The following is a 16,331-nucleotide window of genomic DNA, read 5'->3' on the forward strand; positions in this document are numbered from 1 at the left end:
TAATTTAATCAATAAATAAAAAGTTTTTAATATAATATAATGTATGTACTTTTAAATGTCATACAAATTAAAAATAAGGGGGCGTTTAAAATCGATAGAGTTCAACTAAAAGAATTATCGAAAAGTCAATTAAAGGGAAATTGGAAGATACCTGTATTATTGACACTATCTTATAGTGTAGCATCTATAATAATAAGTATGTTGCAAGGACAATCAGACTCTATGTTAGTAGCTTTAGTAATGTTTGTAGTGTCATTTGGATTTGGAGTATTTATAACTATAGGAATTCCTAACTTTTACTTAATGTTTATTGAAAAAATGGGAAATGGTTCTTTTTCAGATGTTTTGGTTTCTAAAAGTAAATTTATAAAAGCATTAATATATACAGTTATATTATCTGCAATTGTATTTGTAGCTACATTTATTATAATAGGTATAGCGCTAGGTGGAACAGTTGTATTTACTTTTTCAGAATCAGGATTCGGAGCAGGATTTATATTTGGAATTTTGGTGATATTGGTATTGTTAATACTTTTAACTATACTTGAACTTGCTTTAATGTTAACTCCATATATAATAATAGAACATGAACACTTAGGTACTATAGAAGCTATGGGATTAAGTATAAAAATGATGAAGGGTAATAAATGGAAATTTTTTGTTATAGAGTTAAGCTTTATAGGCTGGACTATTTTATCTACACTTACATTTGGTATAGGTTTTTTATGGCTAATTCCATATATAAGATTAACCCAAGCTAACTTTTATAGAGATTTAAGTTTTAACTATTTAAATAAATAAAAAATAAGCTATCTTTTTTAAGATAGCTTATTTTTTATTTATTTAAAATCTTTTTATCTTTTTCTTTTTTTATAAACATAATAGCTTCCTTTATTAATATAAGAGCTAAAACAAGCAAAAGAACTGCTATTATTACAAGGGCATAATTAACTCCTATATTAGCTTTTATATTAAAGCATAATGATACGATAGTAACTATGAACATAAAAATGATAGGAATTATAAATTCTTTGAAACTCTTATTTGAATTAGCAAGCCATATAGCTATTGCCATTAATGCTATTGCTGCTAAAAGTTGGTTTGCAGATCCGAATATAGGCCATATTTTTTCATAACCCATAACAGCTAAAAGACCAGAACATACAACTGTTATAGTGGTAGAAACATACATATTACTAAGTAGATTGGCTTTTGTAGCGCCTTTATTGTCTAAACCATTAGTATCAAAAAACTCTTGGAATATAAATCTACCAAGTCTAGTAGCAGTATCTAAAGATGTAAGAGCGAATGCAGATATAGCAAGTGATGTAAATGTTTTACCTATAACAAAAGGAATACCAAACGACGCCATAAAATTAGCGATTCCTTCAGAGAATACGTTGACAGGACCACCGTTTCCTAATAAACTTCCAAATTGTTTGTTAGAAATATAAGCTACAGTTATAAGAGCAACAATTGCCAGAAGACCTTCTATAAGCATAGCTCCATAACCTATTTTTTTAGCATCTGATTCTTTATACAATTGTTTTGAAGATGTACCAGATCCAACAAGTGAATGAAATCCTGAAATAGCTCCGCAAGCAACAGTTACAAATAATATAGGGAATAAGTATTGACCTCCAACATTAAATCCTACAAATCCATCCATTTGTATTTCTGGTCTTAATATGACAATACCTAAAAGAGCTCCAATTATCATTGCATACAATAGATAAGAGTTAAGATAATCTCTAGGTTGAAGTAATATCCAAACTGGAGTTACAGAAGCTATGAAAATATAGATCATAAGTAATATTATCCAAGTTTGTTTACTTAAAGCTATAGGGAATAAAAAACCTAAGTAAATACATCCAAATAACATTAAAACACCTACTATAGAAGCTGGAATTAAAGGCATTTTAAATCTATAAACTGCTATCCCAAATAAAATTGCTAAAATTATAAAAAATATTGAAGCACTAGCAGCTTGTGGGGTAGAAACAAAGTTATCAGCTACTATATTTGCAAAGGCTGAAACAACCAAAACTAGAGTTAACCAAGCAAATAATGCAAAAAGCTTTTTGCCTTTTTTACCCATATTTGATTCTATTATTTCACCTATAGATTTCCCCTCATGTCTAATAGATGCAAATAAAGAACCAAAGTCTTGAACACCACCAAAGAAAATACTTCCTATTAAGACCCAAAGGGCAACAGGAATCCAACCAAATATAGCTGCTTGAATAGGACCTACTATAGGACCTGCACCAGCAATTGAGGCGAAGTGATGACCTAATAACACTGGTGATTTGGAAGGAACATAGTCAACGCCATCATATTTAGTATGAGCTGGTGTTTTTCTTGTATCATCTACGCCCCATTTTTTAGCTAAATAGCCGCCATAACATACATATCCTATAAAAAGAATAAGTGCACTTATTAAAAGTAGTGTTAATGAATTCATAATAAAACCTCCTTATAAAAGTGAATGACATCTTTAGAATCGCAGTTATAAATAAATTCATTTGTAGATTTATCAAAAAGGATTATTCTTAGTGATGAATAGCCTTTAAGGCCTAACATATAGCTTCTTCTTTTTTTTATCTTAGGTATTTTAGATTTTAAAACTTTATCGATATGATCTGTAGACACAAATAGAGTTATAGTTGTAGACATGTGATTTTCATCAACTTGTACAAGGTTTTGCATAGCAAAATCAGTAAAAGATAACAAATTTTTTTCTAAGTAATCGATAGATAAATTATCCAATTCTTTTGCAAATACATACTCTTTATTATCATAAGACCAAATTACTTTTTTTTTATTTAAAAAGTATTTTGAATTGGTAAGTATATATTCCCCCATAAAATCAAAGTTATAGTCAGACACTTTATAGTTTTCATATATATTAAATTGATTTTTCATAGAGGATTTAAGTTTATCTAAAATAAAATCACCTCCTTAGTTCATTTATATAAATATTAGGGCTTTATTATGTATGAAACAATAAATTAAATGTATTTATATATATAAATGAGTTTATTACTTAAATTAACAGTTGAACTCTAAGTGTACTATATATATAATACACTTAGAGGTGTGCTATTTGCATGGTACAGTGATACGGAGGTGGAAATTATGAGTTTTATTCCAAACGATAAAGAACCGGTTTATATTCAAATTATACGATATATAAAGCAACAGATTGTAGTAGGTGAATTAGGGATAGGAGATATAATACCGTCTAGAAGAGATATGGCGGTTATGATAAAAGTAAATCCAAATACTGTCCAAAAAGCATATAAAGAAATGGAAGAAATGGGGATAATAACAACTCATAGAAACTATCAGAGCAACATAACGGATGATTGTTCTATAATAACAAAAATAAAGGAAGATTTAATAAATGAATCTATGGATTCATTTATATCAAGTATGAAAGGTATAAACGTTAAAAAAGAAGAAGTTATAAATATAATAAATGATAGATTTTAGGAGGAGTAAATTTGATAGAAATAAAAAATGCTAGTAAAAAGTACAAAAAAATAAAAGCATTAGATAATATATCCTTTGAAATCCACGAGGGAAAGATAACTTGCATATTAGGAATAAATGGGGTTGGTAAGTCGACTATTTTGAAAGCTATATGTGGACTTGTAAAATTAGATAGAGGGGAAATATTAATAGACAGAGAAAAAATAAATTATAAAATATATGAAAAACTAGCTTTTGTACCAGATGTAGATAACTATTTTGCACAACTTACAATAAGAGAAAGTTTTGAATTTATGAAAGAATTTTATAAAAAATGGGACAGTGAAAAAGCATATGATATGCTAAAACTATTTAATTTAACTGATGATAAAAAAATTTCAGAGCTTTCAAAGGGGAATATTGCGAGGGTTAAAATTATATTAGGGTTTGCTCAAAATGCTAAATACACTATATTAGATGAGCCATTCTCAGGAATAGATATATTTAAAAGAGAAGATTTTTTAGGTGTAATGACTAAGTATGTGAGTGATGAACAAAGTATAATAATAACTACTCATGAGATAGCTGAAATTGAAATGATAGCAGATGATGTAATTCTTATTGATGATGGAAAACTTTCTTTAGTTTTCAATGCAGAAAAGACTCGTGAAGAAGAAGGAAAATCAATAATAGATAAAATGAGGGAGGTATATAAAGGTGAATAGGATACTCACTTTATATAATATAGAGTTTAAACGAATATACAAATTGTACTTCTTGCTTATAGGAACCTTATTTATAGCTAATTTAGTTGGAGTTATGAAAACTTTATATGATTCTGTAAAAAGGATTAGTTTAGAAAATAATTTACCTATGAATCTAGACATACTAAAAACTAATTTAGGTTATAGTTTTGTAAATGAATTTACAAAAAATGATATATATATACGGTAGTATGGCTTTAGGAGTAGCGGTATTATTTTGTTTATTATATGCAACTATTATATGGTATAGAGACTATTATTCAAAAAGTAAAACAATATATATATTATTAAGTCTTCCACAACCAAGATTTAATATATATATATCTAAGTTAATTATGGTGCTTGTTATGATATATGGAGTAATCGCATGTCAATTTTTATTTTGGTATATTGACTTAAATATTATAAAAGCAATTGCTGGAATAGGATCTCCAAATTTTGTGAATGTATATACTAATATGATGCAATCAATTAATCAAATAAACGTAGTATCGCCATATTTATTAGACTTTTTAATGATAGATTTATTTGGGATAATAATTGCTGTGGTAGTTATATTTACTGGTGTTTTAATAGAAAGATCTTTTAAAAAAGTTGGAGTATTACTAGGGGTTGGATACATTTTAATTACTATAATAGGATATGTATTTATAATAGGATTAGATACTGATGTTTTAGGAAACTTATTACTAAATCACATAATATACTATATTTTATTATTTGTAGTATCTATATTAATTTCGTATAGATTAATAAATAAAAGGGTTTGTGTATAAAGGAGGGTTTGTATGAATAAAAAATTATCAATTACAATTTTAGTATTAGCGGTATTCTCTTTTATACTAGTTTTATTAGGTCTTATTATAAATCAACCCAAGCCTGAATTAGTAGATATAAAGGGAAATCAACGTGAGATAGGAGATGTATTATTTATATCTCAAACTCAAAATGGAGTATATGGAAATGTTCAAACTATAACATCTAAAGATAAATTTACAGTAAAAAAGAATTCCAAAGTAATATATAATCTAAGAGAAAATATTAAAATAAAAGATGAACACAAGGATATATTTAAAAATGCACACCAATACAATCAAACATATTATAATGAAAAAAATATAGGTTATATAGAGGATATGGGAATAAATTATACAGGTACAGGTGATGCTAACTTAAGTTTTAAAATAGTGAATAAAAATATTACTAGTGATAAAGTTGAAGAATATGATTTAACTTTACCAAAAAGTCTTGATGGAGAAAGTAATTTTACTTATGGACTTACTGTGGGTATTCAAAATGAAGATGTATATATATTATCGAGTGTATCTGAAGATGTTGAGTACTCTGCAAAAGGAAATATTACAAGCAGTGGTGATGTAGCTGTTGATATTTATAAATTTAATTTAAATAAAAAAGAAATTGATAAAGTTGGAGAATTTGTACAAAAGAAAAAAGATAGTGAAATAATAATAAGTAATAATCAAACATGCTTTGAATATGATGGGAAATTGTATTCAACAATAGAAACTTATCCAAAGGATAAAGAAAAAAATGGAGAAGTATATTTAATTTATTATGATATTAAAAAAAATAAATTTGAATATATGGAAGGGCCTACAATTAATAATAAGGATATTGAAGCAATTGATACAGATACAATTCAATATAGTATAGAAAAAGGCAAGCTATATTTGCTTAATAAAAATGATAGTGATGATAGTTACACAAATATAATTCAATATACAATAGATTTAAAAAATAATAGAGTAGAAAAAAGCCAAAAGTATAAAGTAGAAAAATTAAATGAAATGTCATATATAGAATCCTTTAGAGTTATAAATGAAAGATTATATATATGCATGGGAAGTTATAAAGCTGTTAGAGGTGAGTACTCCGGAGATGAGGATTTAAAAAATAGTATAGTTGTAGTAGATGAAAAAAATGGGGACACCTTATATATGGGAGAATATATAGAGAATAAGCCTGAGGATAGTATTAATTTTATATTGAAAACTAATGAAATTTAAGTTTAAAGCTATAAAATACAAATAAAGTTGTGTTTTATAGCTTTTATTACTAATTATTTAACTGCTGCAGTAACAGACATCTCAACTAATAAAGCTTCCCTAGCTAATCTAGCTTCAACACAAGCTCTAACAGGCTCAGAGCCTTCGTTTACCCAAGAATCCCAAACTGAATTCATATCAGCAAAGTCTTTCATATCTCTTAAATATATAGTAACAGATAATATATGATCTTTGTCAGAATCGTATTTATTTAATAAATCTTCTACTTTTTGTAATACCATCTTAGTTTGCTCTTTAACGTCACCTTCTCCATGCGTTTGTCCGCATAAATACACTGTGTTGTTATGTACAACTGCCCTGCTCATTCTACCAGTTCCTTCATATCTTTTTATTTCCATAGTATAATTTCCTCCCATAAAAAATTAATTTCAATGTTTAATTATAAATGAATACAAAAACATTTTCAATTGCATAATAAAATATAAAATAAAAACACATACATAAATGTATATAAATAAAAAAATATTCGAAATAATGTGCATAAAAATTTAAAATATGATATGATAGAGTTCTGTGAAAAACAAAATTCGACAGAAAGAGTGAGGATTTAAATGGATAAGTATTTTAAACTTAAAGAAAACAATACTACTATAAAAACAGAAATTTTAGCAGGTATTACTACTTTTATGACAATGGCATACATATTAATAGTAAACCCTAGTATATTATCTGCAGCAGGAATGGACTATGGAGCTGTGTTTACAGCTACAGCTTTATCTGCAGTTATAGCTACTCTTATGATGGGATTATATGCAAGATTACCATTTGCTTTAGCCCCGGGTATGGGATTAAATGCATTTTTTGCATATACTATAGTAATAGGAATGGGATATTCATATCAATTTGCATTAACAGCAGTATTCTTAGAAGGAATTATATTCATAATATTAACATTATTTAATGTGCGTGAAGCTATTGTTGATTCTATTCCAAGTAACATAAAGAAAGCTATTTCGGTAGGAATAGGACTATTAATTTCATTAATTGGATTAGAAGGAGCTGGAGTTATAGTTCACCCTGAAGGTGGAGGGACTATATTAGCTCTTGGAAATATAGTTTCAGGAACTGGATTATTAGCTTTAATAGGGATACTAATAACATCTATATTATTAGCTAAAAATATAAAAGGAGCATTATTTATAGGAATGATAGTTACAACTATAATTGGAATACCTATGGGAGTTATAGATGTACCAACAAAAGTAATGAGCATGCCTCCTTCAATTTCATCAACTGTACTTAGCTTTGAGTGGCATAACATATTCTCTTTAGATATGGTTATAGTTTTATTTACACTGTTATTTATGGATATGTTTGATACCATAGGGACTTTAGTAGGTGTTGCTACAAAAGCTAAAATGTTAGATGAAAATGGAAAAGTACCAAATGTGAAGAAAGCATTATTTGCAGATGCAATAGGAACTACTATAGGAGCCTGTCTTGGGACAAGTACAGTAAGTACTTTTGTTGAAAGTGCATCAGGAGTTGCAGAAGGTGGAAGAACAGGTCTTACAGCTGTATCAACTGCAGTTATGTTCTTTTTAGCGCTATTCTTTGCACCTTTATTCGCTATAATAACTCCAGCTGTTACAGCATCAGCACTAGTATTAGTTGGATTATTCATGATAGAGCCTATAAAAGAAATAAACTTAGAAGATTTTACAGAGGCTATTCCAGCATTTTTAACTATAATAATGATGCCTTTATCATATTCTATAGCTGATGGTATAGTTTTTGGAGTGATATCTTATATAATATTAAAATTATTTTCTGGTAGAGTTAAAGAAATAAGTATAACTACTGTAATTATAGGATTTGTATTTATACTTAAATTCTTAATATAGATATTTTAAAGATTTGCCTCTTTAATAGTAAGAATAGAAATACAAATTGTGAGCAAAATAATTTATAAAATAATAAAGAGGTGAATATAATGGCTAAGAAAAATAAAATGTTTAAAGAAATGGGACATAAAATGGAAGAACTAGGCCATGATATGTCAAAAGGTATACAATCTTTTTCAAACTCAGTAGAACATGCAGGAGAAAAAGTTGCAAAAGATATGAAAAAAGCTAGTAAAAAAATGTTTAAATAATAATAAAAAAAGGCCGGAGTTGAATCTGGCCTTTTTTATTTTGCAATTAAACTTCAGATTTAATAAATTGAATAGATTTAAACTATATTTAATAATGAATATATAGTTTTTTTCTATAATTGATCTAATATGTAGTATGATATAATCCAAGATGTAACACAAAAAGTGACAAAAAATTCTTGAAAATTATTTAGGAGGATTCATATGAACATTAGAAGTAAAAAGGCAGTGCTAATAGTTAGTTCATTATTAATAACTAGTGGGATAGTAGTAGGTTGTACCGATAAAAAAGATGAACAAAGCACTAATACTACAAAAAACGAACAAAGTGTACAAACAACAAAACAGGATTATACATATGAAAACAATGATTACTTTACAAGTGTAGACTGGTTAAATAAAAATTTAAAGAATAAAGATATATTAATAATAGACGCTAGAAGTGAAGATGACTATAATAAAGGACATATACCAGGAGCTATAAATGTAGCTTGGCAAAGTTTCTGTAAAATGGAAGGTAAAGCAGGAGACAAGGATTGGGGAACTCTTTTAGATAAAGATCAACTATCTAAGATATATTCAGACCTTGGAATAGACAAAAATAAAAAAGTTATCGTTTATGCTCAGAAAAATGGATGGGGTGAAGACGGACGACTAGCTTGGATGTTCAAAGAAACAGGAGTAGATGTTAGAATGTTAAACGGAGGAATGGACCTTTGGAAATCTAACGGAGAAGAAATATCTAAAGAAAAAGTGGATCCTAAGAAATCAGAGTATGTTATAAAAGAACTTAAAAATGATATAAACATAGATACAAAGACTTTAAAAGAAAAAATGAATGATGTTAAAATAATAGATACAAGAGAAAAAGATGAGTATGATGGCGCTACTAAGTTTGGAGAAGCTAGAGGTGGACATATACCTAAATCTATAAATATACCATTTAATGAAGTGTATAATGAAGATGGAACTATAAAATCTAAAGCGGATTTAGAAAAGTTATTTAAAGATGCAGGTATAAATAAAGATGATGAAATAGTTACTTATTGTACATCTGGAATTAGATCAGGACACATGGCATTAATATTAAAATCAATAGGATATGATAATGTTAAAAACTATGATCCATCTTACTATGAGTGGGCAGGAGACAAAACTAATCCTGTTGAGAAATAAGAGGTAAATTATGAAACAAAAAAAGAAAAAATCTTTAATTTTAAAAATAGGAGTTTTACTTCTGATTATATGTATATATTTATTTGTAGGACCTGTTAATCGATTTATAAATCAAATGATATTTTACTTAAGTATGTTAAATTTAGAAAGCTTAAAGCAATATATTTTATCGTTTGGAATTTGGGCACCGATTATATCATTTACTTTAATGATACTTCAGTCTGTAGCTGCTCCGTTGCCTGCATTTTTAATAACGTTTGCAAATGCAGCTTTATTTGGATGGGTAAAGGGCGCTATTCTTTCTTGGATTAGTGCTATGGCAGGAGCTGCATTGTGTTTTTATATAGCAAGATTTTTAGGACGAGATACAGTAGAAAAATTTACAAGTAAGTTTGCTATTGATAGCGTAGATGAATTTTTCAATAAATATGGAAAACATACAATATTAATAGCGAGATTGCTTCCATTTATGTCGTTTGATTTAGTTAGTTATGCAGCAGGATTGACATCTATGAGTTTTGTATCATTTTTTATAGCTACTGGGATTGGGCAGCTTCCAGCAACTATAATATATTCGTATGTTGGAGATATGCTTACTGGTGGGGCTAAATTAATGATGATGGGAATTCTTACACTTAGTGCTATAAGTGTTTTAATATATGTACTAAAGAAAATATATAATGATAAAAATAAGGTTAGTTAATATTTAGTATAAGAAATATCCCAAATTTGTTAATCAAATTTTGGGATATTTCATTTTTTTATATGAGAGGTGAGGATGAATGGAGCTAAATGAAAATTTAAAAAATAAAGTTAAAGATGATGAAAATAAATGTATAAATTGTAAGTTATGTTTTCACGATTGTCCTATGATGAAAGAGTTTGAGAATTCACCAAAGGATTTAATGAATAGAATATTAGACGATAGTATAGATATAAGAAAAGTTGCATATTCATGTATGCTTTGTGGATTATGCACAAGTAAGTGTCCTAAAGGAATAGACTTAAAATCTACATTTTATGAAATACGAAAATATGCAGTTTCAAATAATAAACAAGAAGTAAAAAGAGATGGATATAAAGTTGTTAGGTTTCATCAAATGAATAGTTTTTCGCCTATATTCTCAAAAAGCTTAAAAGTTAATAATAATAAAACGGTATTTTTACCAGGATGTAGTTTAAGCAGTTATAGTGAAGATATTGTTTTAAAGACATATGAATACTTGAAGCAGTATTATACTAATATTGGAATGACATTAAAGTGTTGTGGAAAACCAACATTATCAATGGGAGATGAAGATAAGTTTAAAAAATATTATTCTAGCTTAGAAAAATATATAAAAAAAGAAGGAATAGACGAAATTATAGTTGCATGTCCGAATTGCTACAATACTATAAAAAAACACAGCAAAGGTGTGAAGATAAAGACTGTATATGAAGTTATAAATGAAACTGGAGTTCCAAATAATTTAAAAAATAATTATGAAGGCATAAAAGTTGCGATACATGATTCATGCTCTACAAGAGATGAACAACAAATACATGATAGTGTTAGATGGATATTAAGAGAGATAGGGTTAAATACAATTGAGTTTAAAAACAACAAAAAAGATACTGTTTGTTGTGGCGCTGGAGGCATGGTGGGAGTAACAAATTATAAACTTGCTTTAAAGCAGATGAATAGTAGAGCTGATGAGACTGCGTGCGAAAATATAATTTGTTACTGTGAATCGTGCTGTGAATCACTTTTAAATTCGAATAAAAATATACTTCATATACTAGACTTGCTATTTAATGAAGAAGTTATAAATAAAAATGTATTTACACAATCTAAGATAAAAACACTGAATAAATGGATTACAAGATATAAAACAACTACACTATGCAAATAATCAATTGGAGGTTGGTATGAACTATAAATTTAGCAAATTTTTAAAATTAGTATTATCGGGAATTATAGTTTTTGTAATTGGAAGCATTCTATACAAAATTTTAAACATGGATATAGGCCCAAATGATATACAAAAATATGTTACTTCATTTGGGAAACTAGCACCGTTTGTATATATTATAATGTTTGCATTAGTACCTTTAACTCTTTTTCCAGATTCAATCTTAGCAATTGGAGGAGGAATTATATTTGGATTATACAAAGGGTACATATATACTCTTATAGGTGCTCTTATAGGATCAAGCTTATCTTTTTATATATCTAGAAAACTTGGAAGAAGTTTTGTAAAGAAAATTACGAAAGAAAAATTAGATTATATAGAGGAAATGATTAATTCAAAAGGCTTTTTTGTCATTTTATTACTTAGACTTATACCTTTGTTTCCGTTTGATGTGATTAGTTATGGAGCTGGTCTTACAAATATAAAATATAGAGATTTTATATTTGCAACTATAGTGGGAACTATTCCAGGAATTCTTGTATTTACAAATATTGGAGCGCAATCAGTTGATATTGGGAGCAATAGCTTTTATTTATCTATAATGGCTCTTATACTGTTAATTTTATCATCAATTGTTTTAAAAAATAAGTTTATAAATACACAGAAAAAGTAGGTGAAATTGTGCTAGATACACATGGAAGAAAGTATATAGATCCAATTATAAATTATGGAGCTGATTTTTTTATTAAGTTAAATTTAACTGCAAATAATGTAACTGTTATAGCGTTATTTTTAGGTATACTAACAAGTATATTCGTATATATTGATATGAATATACTTGCAGTTATAACTCTTTGGATATCAGGCTATTTAGATGCTATAGATGGAGCTATAGCTAGGAAAACTAAAACTACATCTTTATTTGGAACATTAATGGATATAACTTTTGATAGAATTGTTGAAACATCTATAATACTATCATTAGCGATGAGTTACTCAAATGCACGAATTAATTTTATTGTACTACTTATATGCATTATAATTTCTATGACTATATTTTTAACAGTAGGGGCTTTAGTAGAAAAAAAAGGCATAAAATCTTTTTATTATCAAGCTGGAGTTGCTGAAAGAAGTGAAGGGTTTTTAATGTTTAGCTTAATGATACTATTTCCGAGTTATATAGTAATTTTTACAAATTTATTTTCAGCTATTATATTTATAACAATAATACAAAGAATAGTAGAAGCTAAGAAGATATTGTAAAAACATCTTTTATTATATGTTATACTGTATACAATATATGATTAGTTACGGAGGTGTAAAATTTGGGGAAATTAAATAATTTAAGTGATAGAAATAAAGGAATAGTATTTATAATTTTATCTGCATTTGGATTTGCTATGATGTCAGCTTTTATAAAGCTATCTGGTGATTTGCCTAGTGTTCAGAAAACTTTTTTTAGAAATTTAGTATCATGTATAATTGCATTTACATTAATATTAAAATATAAAGAAAGTGCGTTTGGAAGTAAAGAAAATAGAAAAGTATTAATTTTAAGATCTATATTTGGTACTTTAGGAATAATACTTAATTTTTATGCTATTGACAAATTGGTTTTATCAGATGCAAATATGCTAAATAAACTAAGTCCGTTTTTTGTAATAATATTTTCAGCTATATTTTTAAAGGAGAGAATTAAGTCAAATCAAGCTATAGCGGTAATTATAGCATTTATAGGAGCTTTGTTTATAATAAAACCAACATTGAATTTTGCTATGATACCATATGTTGCAGGAATCCTAGGGGCTATATTTGCAGCGTCAGCGTATACTTGCCTAAGAGTGCTTGGTGCAAAAGAGAAATTTTACACTGTGGTATTTTTCTTTTCATTATTTTCAACAGTTTCAATATTTCCGTTTGCAATTATGACATACAAATCTATGACTCTTATACAATTTTTATATTTAGTTTTAGGAGGAGTTTTTGCGAGTATTGGACAATTTGGAGTTACTCTTGCATATAAATATGCACCAGCTAAGGAAATTTCTATATTTGATTATTCAAATATAATATTTTCAGCTATTATAAGTATAGTCGTATTTAATGTGATTCCGGATAAGTACAGTTTTATAGGCTATATAATAATATTTTCAGCATCATATTACATGTTTTTAAATAATAAAAAAACTAAAAATTAGATTTGGATTTATAAAATTTTAAAATGTGTACACTATATATAAAAAGTATAGTTTATTATGTTGACAAAATGTGATTTATGATATATAGTATATTGTATACAATATGAAAATTCCTTAAAATAGATAAAATAAATAAATGCTTAGTTAATTAGAGTGCTATATAATATTAAAAATTATTATATAGCACTCTTTTTTTTCTTCACAAAAAATGACAAAAAAACATAAAAAATAATATTTTCCTATTGAAAACGAACAGGTGTTTGATTTTTAATAAGTATTAAAGGAACAGTTGTTCGGTTGAAGTTTAGTAATAAATAATGTCATACATGAATATAAATAGTATAAATTATTAATTTATGAAGGAGAGAAAGACCAATGATGATATCAAATAGAAGACTAGAGGAAATAACTATAAATAACCTAAGAAAGGGAGATGTTAGCATAGGAGAATTAGATGAATTATATAAAAAAATGGGATTCTTATTTGTTATAAATCAAGGTAAATGTACAAGGATAAAAAAAGAAAGAAGTTAAAATTTATGCAACTAAAATTTAGGAGGATAAATGAAAATTATAACTTACAACATTCATAAAGGGATGGATTTACACAATAAAGATACCCTAGATGAATTATTAAGTTTTTTAAAAAATATAAATGCAGATATAATATGTCTTCAAGAAGTGCTAGAGAGTATACATTTTAGAATTTTAAATGATTTAAATATCCAAGGGTACTTTTTAAAAACTGTAGAACTAAAAAGTGATAATTATGGAATTGCTATCTATTTTACTAAAGGTGTAAACTATGTAGATGGGTTTTATTTAAGTAGCAAAAAAGAGCAAAGAGGATTTATTCATACACAATTTTTTATAAATAATAAATTAGTTAACATAATAAATACCCATTTAGGGTTAAGTGAAGAAGAAAGACAAATTCAAATTGAGGAAATATATAACTATGGAAAAAAATTAAGAGGGAAAATCATTATATGTGGTGATTTTAACCAAATAAATGTAAAAATAAAAGAATATTATGATTTAGCTATATTGTTTGATTGTGAAAATATAGAAACTTTTGAACCTAGCAAATCTAGAATAGATTATATATTTATGTCTAAAAATTTAAGACCGAGTAAATATAAAGTAGAATTTATTGATTTATCTGATCATTATCCTGTAATAGGAGAATTTATTATATAAATATACAAGCCTCTACAATTGTGACAATAAAGTTACATATACTTAAGAAACGTTGTTTTATAAAGTTCATTTAAATATAATTATCTTAAGCAAAGTAGGGGGGAATGAAATGCAACAAAATATAGCAGTAGAAGAAAAAAAAGAAAGAGCAAAACTCAATAACACATCAAAAAAAAATTTAAGTATTTTAGCAGCAATTATTTTAACACTTATAATAATAGCAGCTATAGGCATAAAATCATTTAATAAAAAATACATTTACAATGGCAAGATAGCTACTAATATGTATATTGGAAATGTAAATGTTTCAGATCTTACACCTAATGAGGCTAAATTAGCCGTAGCAAATGAATATAAGCCTAAAAGTATAGCTATAGATTACAATGATAAAAGTTTTACAATAGATCCAAATAAAATTGATTTAAAATACGATGTAAACAAATTTGTTGATAATGCATACCAATTCAACAAAACTGATTCGTATTTTAAAAATGTGGAAAGAGTTATTTCACTTCAAAGAGGAAATAAAGAAGTAATAGCTATAAATCCTACATATAATGAAAAAAAATTAGATTCGGCATTAGATCAAATAAGCAAAAAGGCAAATAAAAAAGTTGCTGATGCAAAGCTATATATATCAGATTCAGGAAGTTTCACTATAACTTCAGAGGTTATAGGACAAGAAGTAGATAAAAAATCTACGAAGGAAAATATAAAAAAATCTTTAGCTGAAAATAAGTTTAACGGGATGGAGCTTTCCATAAAAAGCGAAAAACCAAGTATAACTTCAGATATGTTAAAAAGTGTAGACTCATTATTGGCAACTCACAGTACTAGATATACAAATTCATCAGCTAATAGAGCTTACAATATAATTAGGGCATCTAATAGTACTAGTAATATAGTGCTCATGCCAGGAGAAGAATTCTCATACAATACATCAACGGGACCTAGAAGTAGATCTAATGGTTATAAAGATGCACCTGTAATTGTAAATGGGAAGGTACAAGATGGATCTGGAGGGGGCGTATGTCAAGTATCTACAACTATATATAATTCAGCTCTTTACTCAGGGCTTGATATAACAAATGTTAGAAATCACTCATTGCCATCTACATATGCACCTAAAGGAAAAGATGCAACTGTTGCCTATGGATCTATAGATTTAAAATTTAAAAATCCATATAAACATCCTATATATATAAAAAATTCAGCATATAATGGAACAGTAACAAGTACTATATATGGAAGCTCAAAGGATAAACAAAATATAAGTGTAGTAACTGAAAATGTAGGAAGTAGTAATGTGGTTAAGACTTATAGAGAGTTTAAAGATTCTAACGGAAAAGTAACGAAAAAAGAGTACATAACAACAAGTTCATATAAGAAAAAATAAAATTAATAATAATATACTAAATAATATATATATATATCCGTATATAATT

The 16,331-nt window shown here is 27.1% G+C and carries 20 protein-coding genes; 17 read left to right on the plus strand and 3 right to left on the minus strand.

Features of this window, described 5'->3' with window-relative positions:
* The first annotated feature begins 39 nt into the window (after positions 1-39).
* Positions 40-801: a DUF975 family protein gene (locus VN21_RS17785; RefSeq protein ID WP_052951961.1), complete on the plus strand. Its 762-nt coding sequence runs from the start codon at positions 40-42 to the stop codon at positions 799-801.
* A gap of 34 nt (positions 802-835) precedes the next feature.
* Here VN21_RS17785 and VN21_RS02845 read toward each other — a convergent pair whose 3' ends face one another.
* Together VN21_RS02845 and VN21_RS02850 are read right to left on the minus strand one after the other, a co-directional pair.
* Positions 836-2,464 (minus strand): carbon starvation CstA family protein, encoded by a 1,629-nt coding sequence (locus VN21_RS02845; RefSeq protein WP_046821955.1) that lies wholly within the window; start codon positions 2,462-2,464, stop codon positions 836-838.
* The gene (locus VN21_RS02850) at positions 2,461-2,925 is read right to left on the minus strand and encodes a hypothetical protein (protein WP_046821956.1); all 465 of its coding nucleotides are present in this window, start codon (positions 2,923-2,925) and stop codon (positions 2,461-2,463) included. Before VN21_RS02850 ends, VN21_RS02845 begins: the two co-directional genes overlap by 4 nt.
* 213 nt (positions 2,926-3,138) lie before the next feature.
* Here VN21_RS02850 and VN21_RS02855 point away from each other — a divergent pair, with 213 nt between their 5' ends.
* From VN21_RS02855 to VN21_RS02875, 5 genes are read left to right on the plus strand one after another with little or no spacing between them, the layout of a single operon-like run.
* Complete coding sequence (locus VN21_RS02855; protein ID WP_046821957.1) at positions 3,139-3,495, plus strand: GntR family transcriptional regulator; 357 nt, start codon at positions 3,139-3,141, stop codon at positions 3,493-3,495.
* Between the two features lie 11 nt (positions 3,496-3,506).
* Positions 3,507-4,199 (plus strand): ABC transporter ATP-binding protein, encoded by a 693-nt coding sequence (locus VN21_RS02860; protein WP_046821958.1) that lies wholly within the window; start codon positions 3,507-3,509, stop codon positions 4,197-4,199.
* Entirely contained in the window at positions 4,192-4,428 is a 237-nt protein-coding gene (locus VN21_RS02865) for a hypothetical protein (protein WP_046821959.1), read from the plus strand. Before VN21_RS02860 ends, VN21_RS02865 begins: the two co-directional genes overlap by 8 nt.
* Positions 4,394-5,014 (plus strand): hypothetical protein, encoded by a 621-nt coding sequence (locus VN21_RS02870; RefSeq protein ID WP_046821960.1) that lies wholly within the window; start codon positions 4,394-4,396, stop codon positions 5,012-5,014. The genes VN21_RS02865 and VN21_RS02870 overlap by 35 nt, the downstream gene beginning before the upstream one ends.
* Before the next feature lie 12 nt (positions 5,015-5,026).
* A complete protein-coding gene (locus tag VN21_RS02875) occupies positions 5,027-6,265 on the plus strand; it encodes a hypothetical protein (RefSeq protein ID WP_046821961.1) in 1,239 nt (412 codons plus the stop codon).
* Positions 6,266-6,318: 53 nt separating this feature from the next.
* Here VN21_RS02875 and VN21_RS02880 read toward each other — a convergent pair whose 3' ends face one another.
* Positions 6,319-6,663, minus strand: coding sequence for a RidA family protein (locus VN21_RS02880; RefSeq protein ID WP_046821962.1), 345 nt, complete (start codon positions 6,661-6,663; stop codon positions 6,319-6,321).
* A 213-nt stretch (positions 6,664-6,876) separates the two neighbouring features.
* Here VN21_RS02880 and VN21_RS02885 point away from each other — a divergent pair, with 213 nt between their 5' ends.
* The 11 genes from VN21_RS02885 to VN21_RS02925 all read left to right on the plus strand — a co-directional run bounded on the left by VN21_RS02885 (position 6,877) and on the right by VN21_RS02925 (position 16,282).
* The gene (locus VN21_RS02885; protein ID WP_046821963.1) at positions 6,877-8,169 is read left to right on the plus strand and encodes an NCS2 family permease; all 1,293 of its coding nucleotides are present in this window, start codon (positions 6,877-6,879) and stop codon (positions 8,167-8,169) included.
* A gap of 89 nt (positions 8,170-8,258) precedes the next feature.
* Positions 8,259-8,420, plus strand: a complete 162-nt coding sequence (locus VN21_RS18580) for a hypothetical protein (RefSeq protein ID WP_156344347.1) — start codon at positions 8,259-8,261, stop codon at positions 8,418-8,420.
* A gap of 204 nt (positions 8,421-8,624) precedes the next feature.
* On the plus strand, positions 8,625-9,596 hold the full coding sequence (locus VN21_RS02890) for a sulfurtransferase (protein ID WP_046821964.1): 972 nt from the start codon (positions 8,625-8,627) through the stop codon (positions 9,594-9,596).
* 10 nt (positions 9,597-9,606) lie between these two features.
* Positions 9,607-10,299 carry a TVP38/TMEM64 family protein gene (locus VN21_RS02895; protein ID WP_046821965.1) on the plus strand — a complete coding sequence of 231 codons (693 nt, stop codon included), beginning with the start codon at positions 9,607-9,609 and terminating at the stop codon, positions 10,297-10,299.
* A 79-nt stretch (positions 10,300-10,378) separates the two neighbouring features.
* The gene (locus tag VN21_RS02900; RefSeq protein WP_046821966.1) at positions 10,379-11,488 is read left to right on the plus strand and encodes a (Fe-S)-binding protein; all 1,110 of its coding nucleotides are present in this window, start codon (positions 10,379-10,381) and stop codon (positions 11,486-11,488) included.
* A 16-nt stretch (positions 11,489-11,504) separates the two neighbouring features.
* A complete protein-coding gene (locus tag VN21_RS02905; RefSeq protein WP_046821967.1) occupies positions 11,505-12,161 on the plus strand; it encodes a TVP38/TMEM64 family protein in 657 nt (218 codons plus the stop codon).
* Positions 12,162-12,169: 8 nt separating this feature from the next.
* Positions 12,170-12,751: a CDP-alcohol phosphatidyltransferase family protein gene (locus VN21_RS02910; protein ID WP_046821968.1), complete on the plus strand. Its 582-nt coding sequence runs from the start codon at positions 12,170-12,172 to the stop codon at positions 12,749-12,751.
* Between the two features lie 62 nt (positions 12,752-12,813).
* Complete coding sequence (locus VN21_RS02915) at positions 12,814-13,686, plus strand: DMT family transporter (RefSeq protein ID WP_046821969.1); 873 nt, start codon at positions 12,814-12,816, stop codon at positions 13,684-13,686.
* A gap of 375 nt (positions 13,687-14,061) precedes the next feature.
* Positions 14,062-14,220, plus strand: coding sequence for a hypothetical protein (locus VN21_RS18825; RefSeq protein ID WP_021429484.1), 159 nt, complete (start codon positions 14,062-14,064; stop codon positions 14,218-14,220).
* A 30-nt stretch (positions 14,221-14,250) separates the two neighbouring features.
* Positions 14,251-14,886, plus strand: a complete 636-nt coding sequence (locus VN21_RS02920; protein ID WP_046821970.1) for an endonuclease/exonuclease/phosphatase family protein — start codon at positions 14,251-14,253, stop codon at positions 14,884-14,886.
* 109 nt (positions 14,887-14,995) lie between these two features.
* Positions 14,996-16,282: a VanW family protein gene (locus VN21_RS02925; protein ID WP_046821971.1), complete on the plus strand. Its 1,287-nt coding sequence runs from the start codon at positions 14,996-14,998 to the stop codon at positions 16,280-16,282.
* Positions 16,283-16,331: the final 49 nt, after the last annotated feature.

It is taken from the genome of Paraclostridium benzoelyticum, assembly GCF_001006285.1.
Classification (GTDB): domain Bacteria; phylum Bacillota; class Clostridia; order Peptostreptococcales; family Peptostreptococcaceae; genus Paraclostridium; species Paraclostridium benzoelyticum.

Excerpts from the sequence above, each read along its gene's own strand:
- VN21_RS17785 (WP_052951961.1), top strand. The coding sequence starts at position 40 with ATGTATGTACTTTTAAATGTCATACAAATTAAAAATAAGGGGGCGTTT.
- VN21_RS02845 (WP_046821955.1), bottom strand. The coding sequence starts at position 2,464 with ATGAATTCATTAACACTACTTTTAATAAGTGCACTTATTCTTTTTATA.
- VN21_RS02850 (WP_046821956.1), bottom strand. The coding sequence starts at position 2,925 with ATGAAAAATCAATTTAATATATATGAAAACTATAAAGTGTCTGACTAT.
- VN21_RS02855 (WP_046821957.1), top strand. The coding sequence starts at position 3,139 with ATGAGTTTTATTCCAAACGATAAAGAACCGGTTTATATTCAAATTATA.
- VN21_RS02870 (WP_046821960.1), top strand. The coding sequence starts at position 4,394 with ATGAATTTACAAAAAATGATATATATATACGGTAGTATGGCTTTAGGA.
- VN21_RS02875 (WP_046821961.1), top strand. The coding sequence starts at position 5,027 with ATGAATAAAAAATTATCAATTACAATTTTAGTATTAGCGGTATTCTCT.
- VN21_RS02880 (WP_046821962.1), bottom strand. The coding sequence starts at position 6,663 with ATGGAAATAAAAAGATATGAAGGAACTGGTAGAATGAGCAGGGCAGTT.
- VN21_RS02885 (WP_046821963.1), top strand. The coding sequence starts at position 6,877 with ATGGATAAGTATTTTAAACTTAAAGAAAACAATACTACTATAAAAACA.
- VN21_RS18580 (WP_156344347.1), top strand. The coding sequence starts at position 8,259 with ATGGCTAAGAAAAATAAAATGTTTAAAGAAATGGGACATAAAATGGAA.
- VN21_RS02890 (WP_046821964.1), top strand. The coding sequence starts at position 8,625 with ATGAACATTAGAAGTAAAAAGGCAGTGCTAATAGTTAGTTCATTATTA.
- VN21_RS02895 (WP_046821965.1), top strand. The coding sequence starts at position 9,607 with ATGAAACAAAAAAAGAAAAAATCTTTAATTTTAAAAATAGGAGTTTTA.
- VN21_RS02900 (WP_046821966.1), top strand. The coding sequence starts at position 10,379 with ATGGAGCTAAATGAAAATTTAAAAAATAAAGTTAAAGATGATGAAAAT.
- VN21_RS02905 (WP_046821967.1), top strand. The coding sequence starts at position 11,505 with ATGAACTATAAATTTAGCAAATTTTTAAAATTAGTATTATCGGGAATT.
- VN21_RS18825 (WP_021429484.1), top strand. The coding sequence starts at position 14,062 with ATGATGATATCAAATAGAAGACTAGAGGAAATAACTATAAATAACCTA.
- VN21_RS02920 (WP_046821970.1), top strand. The coding sequence starts at position 14,251 with ATGAAAATTATAACTTACAACATTCATAAAGGGATGGATTTACACAAT.
- VN21_RS02925 (WP_046821971.1), top strand. The coding sequence starts at position 14,996 with ATGCAACAAAATATAGCAGTAGAAGAAAAAAAAGAAAGAGCAAAACTC.